Annotated in this window: 18 protein-coding genes; 9 read left to right on the forward strand and 9 right to left on the reverse strand. The window is 43.0% G+C overall.

The features are described from left to right. Positions 1 to 50: 50 nt before the first annotated feature. The gene (locus IPL34_RS16480) at positions 51 to 368 is read right to left on the reverse strand and encodes a hypothetical protein (protein WP_296842576.1); all 318 of its coding nucleotides are present in this window, start codon (positions 366 to 368) and stop codon (positions 51 to 53) included. 235 nt (positions 369 to 603) lie between these two features. Between IPL34_RS16480 and IPL34_RS16485 the strand changes: the two genes are divergently transcribed. Then, positions 604 to 3,048 (forward strand): CAP domain-containing protein, encoded by a 2,445-nt coding sequence (locus IPL34_RS16485; protein ID WP_296842577.1) that lies wholly within the window; start codon positions 604 to 606, stop codon positions 3,046 to 3,048. Between the two features lie 46 nt (positions 3,049 to 3,094). On the opposite strand, the gene IPL34_RS16490 is transcribed toward IPL34_RS16485, so the two are convergent. The 3 genes from IPL34_RS16490 to IPL34_RS16500 all read right to left on the reverse strand — a co-directional run bounded on the left by IPL34_RS16490 (position 3,095) and on the right by IPL34_RS16500 (position 5,474). Then, complete coding sequence (locus tag IPL34_RS16490) at positions 3,095 to 3,364, reverse strand: hypothetical protein (protein ID WP_296842579.1); 270 nt, start codon at positions 3,362 to 3,364, stop codon at positions 3,095 to 3,097. A gap of 59 nt (positions 3,365 to 3,423) precedes the next feature. Beyond that, positions 3,424 to 4,560 (reverse strand): Fic family protein, encoded by a 1,137-nt coding sequence (locus tag IPL34_RS16495; protein ID WP_296842580.1) that lies wholly within the window; start codon positions 4,558 to 4,560, stop codon positions 3,424 to 3,426. A 101-nt stretch (positions 4,561 to 4,661) separates the two neighbouring features. After that, positions 4,662 to 5,474 (reverse strand): polysaccharide deacetylase family protein, encoded by an 813-nt coding sequence (locus IPL34_RS16500; protein WP_296842582.1) that lies wholly within the window; start codon positions 5,472 to 5,474, stop codon positions 4,662 to 4,664. A gap of 87 nt (positions 5,475 to 5,561) precedes the next feature. On the opposite strand from IPL34_RS16500, the gene IPL34_RS16505 reads away from it, so the two are divergent. The 3 genes from IPL34_RS16505 (at position 5,562) to IPL34_RS16515 (ending at position 8,734) form a co-directional block, all read left to right on the forward strand. Next, positions 5,562 to 5,717 carry a DUF2256 domain-containing protein gene (locus IPL34_RS16505; protein ID WP_296842583.1) on the forward strand — a complete coding sequence of 52 codons (156 nt, stop codon included), beginning with the start codon at positions 5,562 to 5,564 and terminating at the stop codon, positions 5,715 to 5,717. 67 nt (positions 5,718 to 5,784) lie between these two features. Then, the gene (locus tag IPL34_RS16510) at positions 5,785 to 7,119 is read left to right on the forward strand and encodes an AarF/ABC1/UbiB kinase family protein (protein WP_296842584.1); all 1,335 of its coding nucleotides are present in this window, start codon (positions 5,785 to 5,787) and stop codon (positions 7,117 to 7,119) included. A gap of 247 nt (positions 7,120 to 7,366) precedes the next feature. After that, the gene (locus tag IPL34_RS16515; RefSeq protein WP_296842585.1) at positions 7,367 to 8,734 is read left to right on the forward strand and encodes a P-loop NTPase fold protein; all 1,368 of its coding nucleotides are present in this window, start codon (positions 7,367 to 7,369) and stop codon (positions 8,732 to 8,734) included. A gap of 253 nt (positions 8,735 to 8,987) precedes the next feature. On the opposite strand, the gene IPL34_RS16520 is transcribed toward IPL34_RS16515, so the two are convergent. After that, entirely contained in the window at positions 8,988 to 9,551 is a 564-nt protein-coding gene (locus tag IPL34_RS16520; RefSeq protein WP_296842586.1) for a DUF2239 family protein, read from the reverse strand. A 174-nt stretch (positions 9,552 to 9,725) separates the two neighbouring features. Here IPL34_RS16520 and IPL34_RS16525 point away from each other — a divergent pair, with 174 nt between their 5' ends. The 3 genes from IPL34_RS16525 to lepB are packed head-to-tail and all read left to right on the forward strand — an operon-like array spanning position 9,726 to position 11,440. Continuing rightward, positions 9,726 to 10,262 carry an RNA polymerase sigma factor gene (locus IPL34_RS16525; protein WP_296842587.1) on the forward strand — a complete coding sequence of 179 codons (537 nt, stop codon included), beginning with the start codon at positions 9,726 to 9,728 and terminating at the stop codon, positions 10,260 to 10,262. After that, positions 10,259 to 10,477 carry a hypothetical protein gene (locus IPL34_RS16530; protein WP_296842588.1) on the forward strand — a complete coding sequence of 73 codons (219 nt, stop codon included), beginning with the start codon at positions 10,259 to 10,261 and terminating at the stop codon, positions 10,475 to 10,477. Before IPL34_RS16525 ends, IPL34_RS16530 begins: the two co-directional genes overlap by 4 nt. A 60-nt stretch (positions 10,478 to 10,537) precedes the next feature. Further along, the gene (lepB, locus tag IPL34_RS16535; protein ID WP_296842590.1) at positions 10,538 to 11,440 is read left to right on the forward strand and encodes a signal peptidase I; all 903 of its coding nucleotides are present in this window, start codon (positions 10,538 to 10,540) and stop codon (positions 11,438 to 11,440) included. On the opposite strand, the gene IPL34_RS16540 is transcribed toward lepB, so the two are convergent. After that, complete coding sequence (locus tag IPL34_RS16540) at positions 11,437 to 11,964, reverse strand: lipocalin family protein (RefSeq protein ID WP_296843080.1); 528 nt, start codon at positions 11,962 to 11,964, stop codon at positions 11,437 to 11,439. The genes lepB and IPL34_RS16540 overlap by 4 nt on opposite strands. An 87-nt stretch (positions 11,965 to 12,051) precedes the next feature. Between IPL34_RS16540 and purT the strand changes: the two genes are divergently transcribed. Continuing rightward, on the forward strand, positions 12,052 to 13,248 hold the full coding sequence (gene purT, locus IPL34_RS16545) for a formate-dependent phosphoribosylglycinamide formyltransferase (protein ID WP_296842592.1): 1,197 nt from the start codon (positions 12,052 to 12,054) through the stop codon (positions 13,246 to 13,248). Positions 13,249 to 13,317: 69 nt separating this feature from the next. Here the strand turns inward: purT and IPL34_RS16550 are convergent, their stop codons facing one another. Together IPL34_RS16550 and IPL34_RS16555 are read right to left on the reverse strand one after the other, a co-directional pair. Beyond that, a complete protein-coding gene (locus tag IPL34_RS16550) occupies positions 13,318 to 14,682 on the reverse strand; it encodes an MATE family efflux transporter (protein ID WP_296842593.1) in 1,365 nt (454 codons plus the stop codon). A 103-nt stretch (positions 14,683 to 14,785) separates the two neighbouring features. Continuing rightward, entirely contained in the window at positions 14,786 to 15,844 is a 1,059-nt protein-coding gene (locus IPL34_RS16555) for an alkene reductase (protein WP_296842595.1), read from the reverse strand. 107 nt (positions 15,845 to 15,951) lie between these two features. Between IPL34_RS16555 and IPL34_RS16560 the strand changes: the two genes are divergently transcribed. Beyond that, positions 15,952 to 16,875, forward strand: coding sequence for a LysR family transcriptional regulator (locus IPL34_RS16560; protein WP_296842596.1), 924 nt, complete (start codon positions 15,952 to 15,954; stop codon positions 16,873 to 16,875). A gap of 32 nt (positions 16,876 to 16,907) precedes the next feature. Here the strand turns inward: IPL34_RS16560 and IPL34_RS16565 are convergent, their stop codons facing one another. Further along, the gene (locus tag IPL34_RS16565) at positions 16,908 to 17,630 is read right to left on the reverse strand and encodes a pirin family protein (RefSeq protein WP_296842598.1); all 723 of its coding nucleotides are present in this window, start codon (positions 17,628 to 17,630) and stop codon (positions 16,908 to 16,910) included. Positions 17,631 to 17,954: the final 324 nt, after the last annotated feature.

Genomic DNA, 17,954 nt, shown 5'->3' on the forward strand with positions numbered 1-17,954 from the left:
TTAATCTTGCTCTCAGTACTAAGCCCTTTAACCTAATAACTGACAGCCACCTACCCCACCACAAACTCCCTCACATCAATACGCACGACTGCACGCTTTAAGGACGCCGCTACAGCATTCACAAACCGTTGCACCCATTCGCCCTGTGCCTTAAAACGCTCCTCGCCCCCATATTTCGCCACATTTAAAATCATATCAACCAACAAAATCTTACCCACCGGATTAGTAGGTACGCACTCCAACGCCTCAAACTCCTGTGCCAACCACGCCTGTGCGGCCTCTTTGGTTAAATCCTGAATAGCCTCAGCAGACACATTAAAGCTGTATTCACGCTCTGCGCCGAAACTAATAATAATCGTACTGCTCATATTCAACCCTCTTACACATATCTCATTAACTAAGCAGCAAAGTTTAATCCAAACCTATCACTTTGGGGAGACTATGTTCCGTTTGCAAACTTTAAGTCAAAATGCCCGTTATGCTCTGATAACTCTATTCTGCTGTTAAATTTTTATACACCTAGTGACATCTGTTTCCTTATTATGAGAGTCTATAGGAGAACAGTTTTATTTTGTTTTGATAGACTTAATGCGAGGATGAGATATGTGGTGTGCGAAAAGACCGCTCCAATTACTCAGGCTAAATTGGAGAATGGGTTTACTAGGATTAGCCTTAAGCACTGCCGCTCAAGCGGCTTCGATTCAGAGCGTACCCACTCCTCAACAAGCGGATGCACTATTAGCCCCACCACCCAACTATAATAATCTACTCCTTGCGCCACAAAGTAATAATTGGCAGTTGGCAGCCACACCCAGCACAGGTTGGACTATCGATACCAATAATCGCCAATTAGTACGTGCTTTTTATAATAGTGTTTATCTCTCCTCACTCAATGTACCCATTGGTTGGACAGGCAACCATAGTACTTGTACGCCAGGCACTACCAGTACGGCTTTTAAAAACGCGGTATTAGCTCGGATTAATTACTATCGCGCCATGGCAGGTGTGCCCGCCAATGTAGTGTTTGATGCAACGAATAGTGCTAAAGCACAACAAGCAGCACTTATGATGAGCGTGAATAACAGTCTCAGCCATACCCCACCTACTACTTGGAAATGCTCTACCGCAGCAGGGCGTGAAGCTGCCGCAAACTCTAATCTGTCTTTAGGTCACAATGCGTGGAATGCCGTTGATGGGCAAATTCGTGATAATGGCACTAACAATACGGCCGCAGGACATCGACGCTGGCTGTTATTACCCCAAGCCCAGATTATGGGTACAGGTGATGTGCCTTCGGTAGGTAGTGGAGCCACTTATTTGCCACCCGCCAATTCGCTCTGGGTTCCTTTGCTAGCAAAATACAACCCTCGACCCGCTACTCGTGACCCCTTTGTCGCATGGCCGACTCGTGGATTTAATCCTTATACTATTGTGCCTGTACGTTGGTCATTCTCTTACCCTAATGCCAACTTTGCCAATGCGGTTATTACTATGTCCTCAGCCGGACAAGCGATCCCCTTGACTGTGGATAGTCGCGTGAATGGTTATGGGGAAAATACTATTGTGTGGCGTCCTTATAATCGCACCGCAGACACTACTTGGCCTAAACCTAGTGCGGATACCGCCTATCAAGTCACTATTCGTAATGTACTGATCAATGGAGTGGCAACTCAGTTTAGCTACACTGTCACCGTGATAGATCCCGCTGTAGCGGCCGTGGGTGAGCCTCAACCCTCCATTAATGGCAGCACTAAACCGACTGCTGGAGCGAGCAACAGCTATAGCTTTAATACTATTAGCATTGCGCAATATTATGATGCTTACCGTGCTGAATCTGCGACCGCGACTGAGCTTTTCAATGCCGAAACCGGAAGCCCTGCTGTCACTGCGGGTAATAGCAGCACTTATACCTTGGTTTACTCTGGTACAGGTAGCAATGGCACTAAGGTATATCGCTTAGCCCCTGCCTCAGCCTCAGAAACCTTTACCTTACCTATGACTTATCTACCTACTGCGACTAGCGCTTTGATCTTCGACTCTAAATTAGGCTATGCCACCAATAAACAAACAGCAGCAGTACAAATCAGTACCAATAATGGGGCAAGCTGGGTCGATTTATATGCTAAAACCGGATCTGGCTCTGGTGCTCCAGAAGAAAATGCCTTTTCAACCAAAACCATTGCCCTGAGTGCTTACGCTAATAAGTTAGTCAGTATTCGAGTAGTCTATCGCCATAGTGGGTCTTACTATGTAGGTACTACGCCTAATGTCAGTTTCTTAGTCGATAATTTACGGCTTACTAATGCCAAAAAAGTTATTAACCCAACTACGCTTACTAATCTCACAGGTACTTTTAGCTTTGTCCCTACTTTAGGCAAAAGCTATATTATGGCAGCGCGTGCTGTACCGTGGTTAGGTTATCCCGGACTAGACTGGGGACCATTACTCTTTGTTACCCCTGTACTCGGCACACCTTCGAGTTTAACACTGAGTACGACCTCTCCTACTCGCACCCCGACCTATAGTTGGCGAGCAGTGCCCAATGCTACTCACTATGTGCTGTATGTGAGTGACATTACCCAACAAGGCAAAATCCAAATCACCTATACTCCGACTCAAACTAACTGTGCGACAGGCACGACTTGCACCGTTACTCCGACAACCGCAGTCAGTGGCAATGTGAGCTGGAAAGTACAAGCTAAAGCAGGCACTACCACAAGTGCTTGGAGTGCTATTGCCAACTTTGTCTCTCCCCCTGATAAGACCTCACTGATTAGTCCAGTCAGTACCAGCCTGACCAAAACACCTACCTATAGCTGGCGCTCTGTGCCTGGAGCTACGCATTATTATTTATGGGTGGATAATGGTGGAGTGAGTGGCAAGATCAAAACTTGGTACACCAGTGCTCAAGTCAATTGCGCTACAGGAACTACCTGCTCTATCAAACCCGCCACGCTGGTTAGCGGTGCAGCGACTTGGAAGGTGCAAACTAAAAACAGCGCAGGCGTGGGCGCATGGAGCACTAGCGTCAACTTTACTGCTCCGTAACTATTAGAGCGGCTAATAGGAGGTAATGACATAAGGACATTACCTCCTAAAGATATTTTTTTATTGAAACTAAATTTTCATTTAATAGATCATAGCCAAAATCAGTGACTAGCAAAGCAGGCTTACCCTGAGCATCTAGCCCCCAATAAGAAGTATAAAGACCATCCCCTAAACCCGAATCTACTCCATACCTATTGCCAAAAAATGAATCCGTCTCAGCTAATTCTGCAACCTCCCATTGAACAACTGGCTCTTGTGATAAATTAAGATAGGTTAGTAATGCCTGCCCATTGAGCTTAGGCTCAGTCGTATCCATCCAATCACTAATCGTTAAACCCTTCGCCTCTAAGCGCGGTTTGAATACTTGTTGAGCTTTTATCTAGAAAATAAATCCAGATACCGTCTAAACACAAATAATCGATTACGGCGTTGTGCGGTGATTTCTGTTAGTACCCCATAGCTCACCATATCATTAATTAATGCCCCTGCTGTATTTGAGGTAGTACCTAATAACTCAACCACACCCTTAACATCAATAATCGGCTTACGATATAGGTAACGCATAAGCTGTTGTGCATTCTCCTGTCGGCGGATACTAAAGTGTGGCAATACCTCCCTTTCAATACTCTCTTTAAGACTCAAAATACTCTTAAATACTGTAATAGAGGATTGAGCCGTTTCTGCCACCCCCTGCAAAAAGAACAATATCCACTCACGCAAATGATTCCCCTGCCTCACCGCCATTAAATGATCAATATAAGCTGTTTTATTACGCTCAAAATAATCCGATAAATATAAAGAGGGTTTAACAAGAATCTGCTCAGAAGCTAAATAAAGCGGAATCAATAGTCGCCCTAAACGACCATTACCATCCAGAAAAGGATGAATAGTTTCAAACTGGTAATGTGCGATAGCAATTTTAATTAATGGGGCTACATAGTGATTTTCATCATGTAAAAATTTTTCCAAATCACTCATGAGTTCAGGTACTCGCTCATGATGTGGCGGTACAAATACTGCATTTTTTAAGCTAATACCAATCCAGTTTTGACTACTACGAAATTCACCCGGTAATTTAGTTTCACCTCGAACGCCTTGTAATAAAATAGCATGTATTTCCTTAAGCAAACGATTAGAGAGTGGCAAGGTTTCCAAACGCCCTACTGCATAATTTAAAGCTTGTATATAGTTGTGTACTTCCGCCCAATCATCGCGCTTTTCTGGGGAAACATCCTCAGCACTCTTAAATACATCTTCAACATTAGTTTGAGTGCCCTCAATGCGGCTAGAGTAAGTAGCTTCCTTAGCCACATACATCTGAATAAAAAAATCAACATCGGGCACTAATTGAGAAAAGGCATTTAGTTCACCTAAAGCACGATCTGCCAAGCTTTGCACTTGTTGCAACATCGGGTCAGCAATGAGCCAAGGGTGATTAATGAGCGTGGGCAAAAAGCTGCGGTACTGATATTGGGGTTCATAGCCTCCAGCTTGATAGTCAGATAAGTTCATAATTCAGAAAGACACCTAGTTTCTACAATAAGAAAAACTATAATGCAGAATCTGACCTTAGCCAAGCTGTTATGTCAGAAAAGTACCTAGTTTCTGCAACACTACCTCACCCCATGTTCAAAAAAACTCAAAGGCTTAAACTCTGCCACACAGCGCAAACTCGGAATCCACTCCTGCAAATGCGTCGTAGTAAACAAACGTCCCTCATGCAATTGATCATCCACCCCATCATGCAACAGCACAATCCCCCCCTGCTTGCGATGACAGACTTGCTCTAAGACATTCGCTAAAATTTTATCCCCCTGCTGATTCGCCTTATTCCAATCAAAGGCGGAAAAATCCCAAGCAATATGTTTAAAACCCAGCGTTTGTAAATCTTGCAGTACTTCGGGGTGAGTCGCACGATTAAACCAGCCATCGCCATACGGCAGACGAAACAAAGGAGGATTAGTGGTTAAATAAGGTGCAAGTACCTGACGTGAATGCTTAAAATCATCCAGCCGTACACTAGCATGCACCTCAGAATAACGCCAATGCGCGTAGGAGTGCGAACCAATCATATGCCCTTCACGCTTAGTTTGCCGCAAAATCTGCCGCCGTTGTTTGCACTCTTTTATGCGCTGAATACAAGTATTCATCTCTTGCTGCTCCTCTTGGCATTGCTTCGCAATGGTTGAGCAGTCAACCTTATAGCCCAAGACAAAAAAGGTCGCGGGAATGTTTTCACGCTTTAATACCCGCAATACATCACGGGTTTGCTGCGCCGGACCATCATCAAAAGTCAAATGCAAAGGGTATTTGGTGCTGGCATCACACTGAAAACGCTCCCGCACTACCTGACAATCGACCGCCTGCGCTGAGCCTAGCCAACTCAACCCCACCAAGGTCAGTATTGTGATTAATCGCTGCTTCATTTGTCCGTCCCTGATAATTATTTCTGTGCTAATGATCGTAATATTTTAAAATACCTGCTATTCAAACGTAGTCTTATTTAATGCTTTATGCCGCACAAAAAACCACATTTACCTAGCAAAATTTGCCTAGTGTGCCAGCGTCCTTTCACATGGCGCAAGAAATGGGAGTCTTGTTGGGAGGAAGTCAAATATTGTTCAGAGCGCTGTCGCCGCAGCACAAAACCTAAATTACCTACTGTTTAAGTGCGTCTCATCGGACATATGCGTAAACTGTGCAAATCTCAGCAACCCGTATTAGTGTAGTAGTACTATGCCCATTGACGATCAACACCCTCCTAAAAACAGTGCCGCTGTTCCCTCCAGTCGTTTAGGGCGCTTGGCGCGGCTGGGTTCGCTCGCTACCGGAGTGGCTGGCGGTATGCTCGCCGAAGGTGCACGCCAACTCGCTCAAGGTAATCGCCCCAAAATGTCGGATCTGCTGCTCACGCCCGCGAATGCTAAGCGTGTGGCGGATGAGCTTTCGCGCTTACGCGGTGCGGCGATGAAAGTCGGGCAACTGATTTCAATGGACGCAGGTGAACTATTGCCCCCGCAATTGACTGAGATTTTAGGGCAATTACGCTCCGATGCTAAACCCATGCCTCTAGGTCAATTAGCCCAAGTATTAGAGACAAATTGGGGTAAAGATTGGAATGAGCGCTTTAGTCAATTTTCCTTTCAACCTATTGCCGCTGCTTCGATTGGGCAAGTTCATTCGGCGCATACGAAAGACGGTCGCCATTTAGCCTTAAAAATTCAATACCCTGCTATACGTGACAGTATTAATAGCGATGTAGAAAATGTCGCAACCCTATTGCGGGTATCAGGCTTAATTCCTAAAGATATTGATTTTCGCCCTTTATTAGAAGAAGCCAAAGCGCAATTACATCAAGAAGCCGATTATTTACGCGAAGCCGATTATATGCGGCGCTATCAAGCGCTATTAGGTGATACGCGTCATTTTAAATTAGCCACTGTTTATGATGATCTTACGACTGATACGATTTTAGCAATGAGTTTTGTTGAGGGTGTACCGATTGAATCCTTAGTACATGCCCCACAAGCGGAGCGTGATCAGGTATTTACTTTATTGATGCAATTATTTTTCCGTGAATTATTTGAGTTTCGCTTAGTTCAAACAGACCCGAATTATGCGAATTATCGTTATGACCGCCAAAGCCAGCAATTAATTCTATTAGACTTTGGCGCCACGCGTGAATACTCAAAAACCATGACTGAAAGCTATCAACGCTTAATTCAAGCCGCGATTGAACAAAATGAAGCGCATATTATTAAAGCTGCTCAAGCGATTGGTTATTTTCAGGATAAAATCGAGCCGGAACAATTAAAAGCAGTGTCTACTATTTTCCAGCAAGCAGTCGAGCCTTTACGCCATCAAGGGGTTTATGACTTTGCTCAGTCGAATTTAGCCACACGGGTACGTGAAACGGGTATGGATATGACCTTTCAAAAAGGCTATTGGCATACCCCACCTGCGGATGCAATTTTTCTGCATCGTAAATTAGGTGGGTTGTATTTACTGGCGAGTAAACTGAAAGTCAGAATCAATATGAAGGATTTATTTGCTCCTTATTATCTAACCTAAAATTTCTGACATAGTATTATGCTTTACTAGACATTTAAAATTCAATAGGTGCTTAAAATTAGAAGCTTTTATCATCCTTTGGTTGCTTATAACTTAGATGTCTAGTATTTCAATAATTTGAAATACTTTTTTATTGCCTAGTTATTGTGTTGTTAACCAATAAAATTTAAGCAGATTTTATTGAATACAGCCTTTTTACTAATATAATAGACAATTTGTACTCCAACACTCACTAAAGGCTTAAAATATGACCCTACCCCCACTCCATGAACTCACATTTGACCTTCAGGATGAGTACAACCGTAAAGCAGTGGCTGAAAAAGTTATTAAGCTGCTAACTTCAGATATTAAAGTATCACCTATGGTAATAGATGGAGGGTGGGGTACAGGTAAAACTTATTTTTGCCATAAGCTCAAAAATCTTCTGCAAGCTACCCATCTCAATTACAAAACTGTTTATGTTGATGCTTTTAAGGCTGATCATGCTGATGAACCACTAATGACTTTATTAGCAGCGATTACCAGTCTTTTACCTGAGCCAGAGAAAGTAACCTTAAGGCAGAAAGCATTACCTGCTCTGCGGGTAACATCAAAGGCTATAGGTAAAGCTAGTATTAGCTGGCTTCTAAAACAAGATGCTGTAGATTTGGCAGAAGACATAGAGGAGGAAATTAAAAAAGTAGGCGATGATATTATTGATCATTCAATTGAGTCTTTACTGAAGGATCACGAAAAAGCTGATCAAAATATTCAAGCTCTTAAGCAAGTGCTAAGTGCTTTAACAGCTGAAAACCCAATTGTAGTTTTTATTGACGAGTTAGATCGCTGTCGTCCTGATTTTGCTGTTTCAATGTTAGAGAACATTAAACATATCTTTGATGTTGAGGGTGTGCACTTTGTTTTAGTTACAAACCTAGATCAACTAAAAGCATCGATCAACCATCAATATGGGCAATCTGTTAACTCTCAGCGGTATTTAGATAAATTTATTTCTTTTTCCTATAAACTGCCTAACGATATGGTGTTACCATATAGGAAATTAACATCAATAAATACTCAACATTTTATTAATCTTATTAAAGAGCACGACATTTTAAAGAACACCGTGGTAAATCACGAATATATAAATAAATTCCTAAATAGCTTAATTAGCAACCATAGCATCTCTTTACGAGAGTTTGAAAAACTAATTAAATATTTATATATTTATGAAAAGTTAAGCGATATAAATAAATCAAACTTAGATCCTAGACTATTAAGTGGTTATGCTCTTTTAAAAGTTTTTGGAGTATATCTTTTTTGCTTCAAACAAGATGTTATAGCGAATATCAATAAAAATAATATAGACACTGAGGAAATTTGCAAAACCCTTGGGGTATCAATTAAATATATTGAATCTATTACTAAAAATAGTAACGACTCAAATATACCAAATACAATTGCTGCTTTAATTCTTATTGAAAAAGAGTACTTAAGTGGTAATAAAAACCCTAGACTTAATGAGGAGTGGTATAAATACATTGAAAGATTATTTGATTATCGACCATCGCCTTACTTGGGAGAACGATTAGAAATTATTAAAGAAGTTTATAACACTCTATCGCTATACTCGTAGGAGTATAATAATTACTGATGTAGATACTTTAAAAAAACCACTATAATTATAGAATATCGGATTAATAAAAATACCTCATCATAGCTAAACTTAAAATAGTGCTTTTATTAGCTATTAAATTTAAATAAGCTTCGAGCTTGGTCAAATTTTTTAGCAATAGCAATTAAATGCTTGATTTATAGGCAAACCAATAAATATATTGATCTCTTTAGATAACAAAGTAAATCGTCAAGGACGTAAACTAGGTATACCCCTACGAAGTAGCACCGTGCGCTAAATGCAAAGCATGTTCCCGAATAGCCTGCGGCCACGTCGCCATATGACTATTAAACCCTGCTAAATCACTTGCAAATAAGGCGCGAGTTGCTTCCTCATAAGCCACCTCATTACCCGCAATGGCTTGTATAAAAAGATAGGTTGCCTCTTGCGCTTTGCGTATTTGCTCACTCTCACTATTAGCTCGCATGGCTTGCTCGACCAATTTACGCAATGCTACCGAAGCCCCCCCCGACTGACTGGCTAGCCATTCCCAATGTCGTGGTAATAAGGTGATTTCTTTAGCCACCACACCGAGTTTAGGACGACCTACTGAACGTGTTTCAGGAACAGAATGGGGGGCTAATCGCGCCAATACTTCCTCGACTGTACCGCGCAAATCAATCTCGACGGGGCCGCTACTCACTGCATCAAAGACCAAAATACTAGCGGTAGGCTCAGCATCATTAAAGCGTTTAATAGCACTAGCCACCTCAGAAGGTGCACCCTTAGCCAAACATTCGCCCTGAGCAAAGGCTATCCACTGTGAATGATGAGACATTAAAGTACTCTCTAATTATTTAAGTATCTTTAATATTATCCGGATAAAATAGGTAATACAATATTATCCGGATAAAATAGTGCAATTTATTGGGATGATGTGTGTATTCATTTAGTAACTTTTCAGGCACTACGCGGTATAAGGGCTAAGTACTCTTTCATTGTAGGCTCATGCTTGGACTATAACATCCTGATTCAAAACATATTAGCGGGTAAACGGGCTGACTTTGCGCCCTTAGTGCAGCATTTTCAGTACAGTTTGTTTAGCTATTTGGGGCGAATGGGATTTTCCCAAGCACAAGCTGAAGAGCTAGCCCAAGAAACTTTTTTACGCGCATGGCAACACTTAGGCGAATACGATGCTAAACGTGCTGAATTTTCTACATGGCTATTCACTATTGCGCATCGGTTAGCATTGAATGAATTAGATCGTGCCTCGACTCGGCTTGAAACACCGCTAGATGAAAACTTTGAGCCAGCCAGTCCAAGTACTTCACCTACTGAACAATTAGAGTACTCTGAACAACAACGCTTAGTACAATCAGCTTTGCTCAAACTACCCGTCCCTGAGCGCAGTATCATTGCCCTCGCCTATACTCAGGGGTTAGATATGAAAACCTTAGCCAAGATCGAAAATTGCACCGAAGCTGCGATTAAAGTACGTCTACATCGTGCTAAAGAACATTTACGCGCACTATTGGAGTCCGCATGAAACCCGATCCCTTAGATGAATTATTATCCCAACCCTTAGTCAGTCCCCCCGACGATTTTACTCCTAAGGTCATGGAGCGAATTGCTTTCGAGCCTTTGCCACACAAAATCACCACATGGCTGCAATGGGCAGCGATAGCGGGCACTGTCGCAGTAGGTATTGAGCAAATACTAGGGTTTATTTTTGGCATTTGGCTAATCAGTAGTGCGACTTAAAGTAACTTTTAAAATGCTCAGCAGTATAAGAGGTATCGAAACAAACCACTGGAAAATGTAATGTTTGCCACTAGCCTACCCATCACACCTCAACCGCGCAAACCCCTATTTGCTTTATTACTATCATTCGTACTCCCCGGATTCGGTCAACTGTATAATGGACAAATCAATAAAGCATTATGGTTATTTTTAATCTTTACTTTGATTACTGTTCCACTATTAGCTGTTATCGCGCTCTATGTACCTAGTACCTTAATGCTACCTACATTAATATTGAGTCTAATCGCAGTTTTAGTGACTTGGATTTATAGCCTATATGATGCTTGGAGCACTGCTAAGCAAAAACCTGAATACTTATTAAAACCTTGGCAATATAAAAGTACCTATCTGCTCATTTTCATTGTGTGCAATTTAATTATCTTACCTACTCTGATTAATTACGTTCGTGCTTATAAAGTAGAATCACTTTATATACCCTCCACCAGTATGAACCCTACTTTAGAGCAAGGTGATATTCTCTTTGCGGATAAACGCTATAATTGCAATGGCTGCAAACCCGTCGAGCGCGGTGATGTAGCGATTTTCAATTATCCTAATGATCGCACTAAGTACTATATTAAGCGCGTAATTGCCTTACCTAATGATCAAGTTGAACTTAAGGGGCAAGAGATTATTATTAATGGTAAAACACTATTGCAAACTACTACTCCTAATCAACAAAACATATTAGCTACTGAAAAAATAGAAAATGCTACTTGGCAAGTGCTTTGGAATAATACTGAAGGTTTTTCCCCTAGTACCTTTACTGTCCCAGCAGGACAAGTATTTGTATTAGGGGATAACCGCAATCAAAGTACCGATTCGCGTAATTTTGGTATGGTTCCTATGCCCGATATAGTCGGTAAAGCTAAACAACTATGGTATGCCAAAGACTGGAGTCGTTTAGGCCAAGTGATTCATTAATGCTTGACCCAAATTAATTGATCGGTTGCAAAACCTAAAGCACGAGCTTTTGCAACCAATTGAGTTTTAATAGCAGGGTCTAAGGTAGGACTACGTGACAATATCCACAAGTACTTAAAATTATTCCCCACTACTAGCGCATATTGATAATTAGGGTCTAGCTCGACAATATTATAACCCGCATAAAAAGGCCCAAAAAACGAGACTTTTAATTGACCAACGTTGGGACTAGATACAAACTTTGCTCGCCCTTCTATTTGTGACCATTGTTGAGTAGTGGTATTAAAGCCTCGATTGATTACTCTGATTTGACCATCAGGGCGCAAACTATATTCTGCACTTACGCGCTCTAGACCCCGCTCAAAACGATTATCGAGGCGTACAATCTCATACCACTTACCTAAATAGCGCTTAGCATCAAAGTTTTGTACTGGAGTGACGCCACTTGGCACACTCACACAGGCCGTCATTAACCAAGCTATTGCGCCGAAGAATAGTACTTTAAGTATCGGTTTTAGTATCATAGTCATGCATTTATCCTCGTTGTAAACATAATCAATCTGATAATGATGTTAAACTGCGTCCTTTGTGTTTGGCTTTGGAGTACTGTCATGCGTATTGGAACCCCACTTTCACCCTCAGCTACCAAGGTAATGCTATTAGGTAGCGGTGAACTCGGTAAAGAAGTGATTATTTCATTGCAACGTTTAGGGGTAGAGGTGATTGCAGTTGATCGCTATCCCCATGCACCGGGGCATCAAGTGGCGCATCGTTTTTACAGTATTAATATGGCAGACCCACAAGCACTACGCGCTCTAGTGGAAAAAGAGCGCCCGCATTTAATTGTGCCTGAAATTGAAGCGATTGCTACCGATGAGTTAGCCGCGATTGAACAGGAGGGTTTAGCCGAAGTCATACCGACCGCGCGTGCCGCCCAGCTCACCATGAATCGTGAAGGTATTCGCCGCCTTGCTGCGGAAACATTAGGACTACCTACCTCTCAATACTTTTTTGCTTCTAGCCTTGAGGAAATGCGCCAAGCAGTTGAAGCCGTTGGCTATCCCTGCTTTGTAAAACCTGTAATGTCATCATCGGGCAAAGGTCAATCTATGATCAAAACAGCGGATGAAATTGAAGCAGCATGGAGCTATGCCCTATCAGCCGGACGCGTGAATCATGGTCGAGTCATTGTGGAAGCCTGTATTCATTTTGACTATGAAATCACGCTGTTAACTGTCCGTGCCTTGGGTGCTAATGGCGCGATTGAAACCCATTTTTGTAATCCTATTGGTCATCGTCAAGTGCAAGGTGATTATGTGGAAAGCTGGCAAACTCAGCCTATGAGTGACCTAGCACTCGCTAAAGCACAAGACATTGCCGCCAAAATCACTGGAAATTTAGGGGGTCGTGGTTTATTTGGAGTGGAGCTATTTGTCAAAGGCGATGAAGTATGGTTTTCAGAAGTTAGCCCACGCCCGCATGATACCGGATTAGTGACCTTAGCCACTCAATATCAAAGCGAGTTTGAATTGCATGCCCGCGCTATTTTAGGTTTGCCTGTTAATACCGCTATGCATTCAACGGGTGCGAGTGCGGTGATTTATGGTGCTATGGAGGCTGAAGGGATTGCGTTTGAAGGTGTGGATGAAGCACTGCGTGTCCCTAATACCGATTTGCGTTTATTTGGTAAACCCGAAGCCTTTGAGCGGCGGCGTATGGGTGTGGCTTTAGCAAGAGCTGCTACGACTGAAGAGGCACGACACAATGCAACTTTGGCGGCGAGTAAGGTCAAGCCTGTCGCTGCCTAAAACTAAGTACTTAGTTTTCTAAAGACACGAATACAGCCCACTCATTTTTAGCTTAGTTGGAGCCTACTCTCAGGGATGAGGGGAGTAGGCTAGCTGGGTATGGGTTTTACAAAATTGACTACTCCACCACCACGCCCCTAAGCCCACCACCGCATTAGAAAAGGCAATAGCAAGATAGATACCCTCCAAGCCCCACTTGAGTTCTTGTGCTAAAATCCACGCCAAGGGTAAATACACCACAACCAAACGTGCTAAACTTAAGATCAATCCTACAATAGGTCGCCCCACTCCATTAGAGGTGCTACTCACCATCATCATAATACCCACTGCCCCAAAGGTAATCGGTACTAGATGTAAAAAGCGCGTAGCAGATTCAATAGCTAAAGGGTCAGCGGTAAAAAGCTTAGCTAAAGGTTCAGCCCCTAACCACAGCACTATAGTCAGTACACCACCCCATACTAACGAGAACCGGAAACTTAGACCTAAGGCACGTTGCAAGCGCTCGATCTTCCGTGCTCCCCAATTTTGTCCTGCAAAGGGGGCGATAATACTCGAAAGCGCCATAATCACGATTAAACTAAACGCTTCAATCCGTGACCCAACACTATAGCCTGCCACCGCATGGGTTCCTTGTTGCGCTACTAACCACGTCGTCACGGCTGAAGATAAGGGTGCTATTAGATTAGTACCTGCTGCCGGAATACCCACCGCTAAAATATCGCGCCAGCTTTTCACTAAGCGTGACCATTCCGTATCCCAAGTCAGTACTTTCAGTTTTACTTTTAAAATATAGAGCGATACCAGACAGGCGATAGAATAGGAGACTACCGTCGTTAGAGCCGCCCCTTGTAACTCTAAACGCGGCATGCCAAACCAACCAAAAATAAAAATCGGGTCCAGAATCAAATTGATCACCGCCACTACAATCATAATGGTGCTAGGCAAACGCGTATTTCCAGTCGCACGAATCCCCGCATTACCCACCATCGGCACAACAATTAAAAAGCTCCCCCAATACCACACATCCATATAATCATGAATCAAGGGTAATAAAGGCTCTGGCGCACCTAGCCAGTGAAACAATGCATCAGTAGTCGATAACCCTACTATTGCAAACACTAATGCAATCGCTAGGGCAATAATAATCGCTTGAGTGCTATAACTTTTGACCCACTCGGTATCTTGTCGCCCAATCGCCCGTGCAATCACCGATGAAGCGCCAGTCCCCACCCCAAAAGCCAAACTATTCATAACCATGACGACCGGAAAGGTAAACCCCATCGCAGCCAGTTGATCTGTGCCTAATTGCCCTACAAAGAAGGTATCCGCTAGATTCATACTCATAATCGCAATGAGTCCGCCAATCATAGGCAAAGTCATACGGATTAAATGGGCTTTTTCATCCCCTTGGGTGAGATCAATGTTGACTGCCATGTCGTCCTCATACTGAGCTGGTGGTGAACCTTAGCTTTAAATGCAACAAGGCAACGCGAGAGTTGCCTTGTTACCCCTGTTTGTATTTGTAAAGTTAACTAGTTTAGGCAGCTAAGGTAGGATAATCAGTATAGCCTTTAGCACCACCCCCGTAAAAAGTACTTTTATCGGCTTCATTGAAAGGAGCATTTTGGCGCAAGCGCTCAGGTAGATCAGGATTAGCAATAAATAAAGTACCAAACACTACCCCATCCGCTTTTTGCTCGGCTAATAACTGCTCTGCACGCTCTTTAGTCAGACCACCGCCATATAAATAGGTCGACTTAAATAAGGGACGGAATAAAGCATGATAATCGGTTGTAGTGCCAAAAAGTGCCACATGCAAATAAGCTAAGCCTAAGTGTGCAATTTGTTGCACCACATAAGGGTAGGTTTCTTGTGGATTAGCATCGCGTATATCATTAAAAGGCATTTCAGGTGATAGCTTGATACCTACCCGTTCCGCTCCGGCTACTTTGATCATGCGCTCTAGTGCTTGCAGTAAAAAACGCGCCCGATTTTCAACACTCCCCCCATAATTATCGGTACGTTGATTCGAGCCTGTTGTTAAAAACTGCTCTGGCAAATACCCAGAAGCCGCATGCAGCTCTACCCCGTCAAACCCTGCTTCTAAGGCTAAACGGGTGGCATTTTCATATTCACTCAAGACTTGCTCAATATCTGCCTCGGTCATAGCACGCGGCTCAGAATAAGGTTGTAAGCCATTAGGTGTGAAAGTTTGCCCACTTAAAGTAATGGCCGAAGGAGCCAAAGGCTGAGCCTCATTGGGTAGTAATGACGTATGTGCTACCCGTCCGGTATGCATAATCTGCACAAAAATTTTGCCGCCTTGGGCATGTACTGACTCAGTGACCTTACGCCAGCCCGCTACCTGCTCCGCATTATACAGTCCGGGAATATTCATATAGCCTTTGCCAAGGGCGGAAGGAGCGGTTCCTTCGGTAATAATTAACCCTGCACTAGCTCGCTGAGCGTAATACTCTGCCATTAAATCGGTAGGAACGCCTTCAGCCGTGGCGCGTGAACGCGTCATAGGAGCCATAGCAATAGCATTAGTTAAGGTATAACGCCCTAATTTTAATGGTGAAAATAGCTGACTCATTATTTTAGTATCCTATCTCAGGTGGGTAAAGGAGGTTTACTTTACGCCTGTTATAGCACTCGATACATTACCCCTTTTGCAAAACAGTGTTCTATTTGGAGCAACTATTGAACTACCTCGAAAACTTACGCACCTTTGTAGCAGTGGTTGATCTAGGCACACTCACTCAGGCAGCAGATCAACTATATATTGCTAAATCGGCTGTCAGTCGGCGCATGGCTGAGCTAGAGGAACATTTGGGCGTGCAACTCTTTCATCGTACCACCCGTGCTATGACTTTAACGCCAGAAGGGCAACAGTTTTATGAGCGCAGCCGAGGCATTTTAGATGCCGTTTTTGAGGCAGAAAATGAGGTCAAATCCGCTAAACAACACTTAAAAGGTAAATTTAAAATCACCGCCCCTCTCACCTTTGGTCTAGAACATCTTAGCCCTTTACTTAATGCCTTTTTATGTGAACATCCTGACTTAGAATTAGATCTGGATTTTAGTGATCGACAAGTGGATGTGATTGAGGAAGGGTTTGATTTAGCCTTACGTATTGGTCACTTAGAGGACTCTAATCTTAAAGCTAAAGTGCTGTCTCCGATTCGACGCGTTTTATGTGCTAGTCCTGATTATTTAGCGCGTCATGGTGAACCTCATACTATCGAACAGTTGAGTACTCATCCATTACTGCATTATACCCTTGCACCTTTGCGTCATACGTTGTTTTATCGTGATGAGCAAGGTAATAACTCCCCCATTCCTATGCCAATACGCCTAGCGGCTAATAATGGCTCTTTTCTTATGCAAGCCGCGATAGCGGGGCAAGGTATTACTTTTTTACCCACCTTTATTGTGTATAAAGCACTGGAGGCGGGGCAATTAAAAATAGTACTACCCGATCATGCTTGGGAACAGGCACAGCTTTATGCCCTATATCCCCCGACCCGTCACTTAGCGCAACGAGTCAGGCGTTTAATTGATTTCCTACAACAACAGTGCACCAGTGAACCTTATTGGGATCAGTGCCTTAAGCAACAAACCTAAGGGCAAACACATAGGTTTGCCCCTACCTTAACTCAAATCATTTTCGGTAGTTCTTGTGGGCGTAAATCAAAGACTAATACTTCGGCTTTATTGCCGTTGCTAAACGCTAAGGCGGTTTCTTCACGTACTCGTGCACCATCACCCGCATTGAGTTTTATGCCATTGACCTCTACTGAACCGCGAGCCACATGAATATATGCATAGCGATTAGGCGCTAAATTCAGCGTGCTTTGCTCCGCGCCATCCAATAATCCAGCATAAACGCGAGTATCTTGGTACACCGATAAAGAACCCTGCTCACCTTCAGGTGAAATAATCAGGCGGAACTGACCGCGTTTTTCACTCTCTGGAAAATGCACCTGCTGATAACGGGGTTCGACACTTTTACGATTCGGTACAATCCAAATTTGCAGAAAATGTACCAACTCATGGGGTGAATGATTAAATTCACTGTGTTGAATACCCCGTCCCGCGCTCATCATTTGCACATCGCCCGGCTGGATAACTGAACCCGTCCCCATCGAGTCTTTATGGGCTAATGCACCTTCGAGTACATAGGAAAAAATTTCCATATCACGATGACCATGAGTACCGAAACCCCGCGCAGGTTGTACACGATCATCATTAATCACCAGTAAATCCGAGAACCCTACTTGATCAGGATCATAATAATGACCAAAGGAAAAAGTATGGCGTGAACTTAACCAACCGTGCTCGGCAACACCGCGTTTTGAGGCAGATCTCACTTCAATCATGTCTAAACTCCTTAACTGCACTAAGTGTGCTTACTGTATGAAAGTAAAGATACGCGCAAACAACGGGACTGCCTAGCATCGATTCTTGAAAACACTGTTCTATAAAAAGCAACGTGCCAGTGATCTTTTAATGCAATTCAAGCGCTAAAAACAAGGTTATTGCGCAAGAAAGTATTGATATTTGTCATGAAGGTACATTTTTTTAAAAACCAATAATGCTACTCTGTTTCAACAGATAGGAGGAGTAGCAGCAAAAAGCTGCAATAAAGTATTAGTCTTCTCCTCTCTTAGCACAGACTACATTTCACCGGAGGAGGAAATAAT

It is taken from the genome of Thiofilum sp. (genome assembly GCF_016711335.1).
Lineage (GTDB): Bacteria > Pseudomonadota > Gammaproteobacteria > Thiotrichales > Thiotrichaceae > Thiofilum.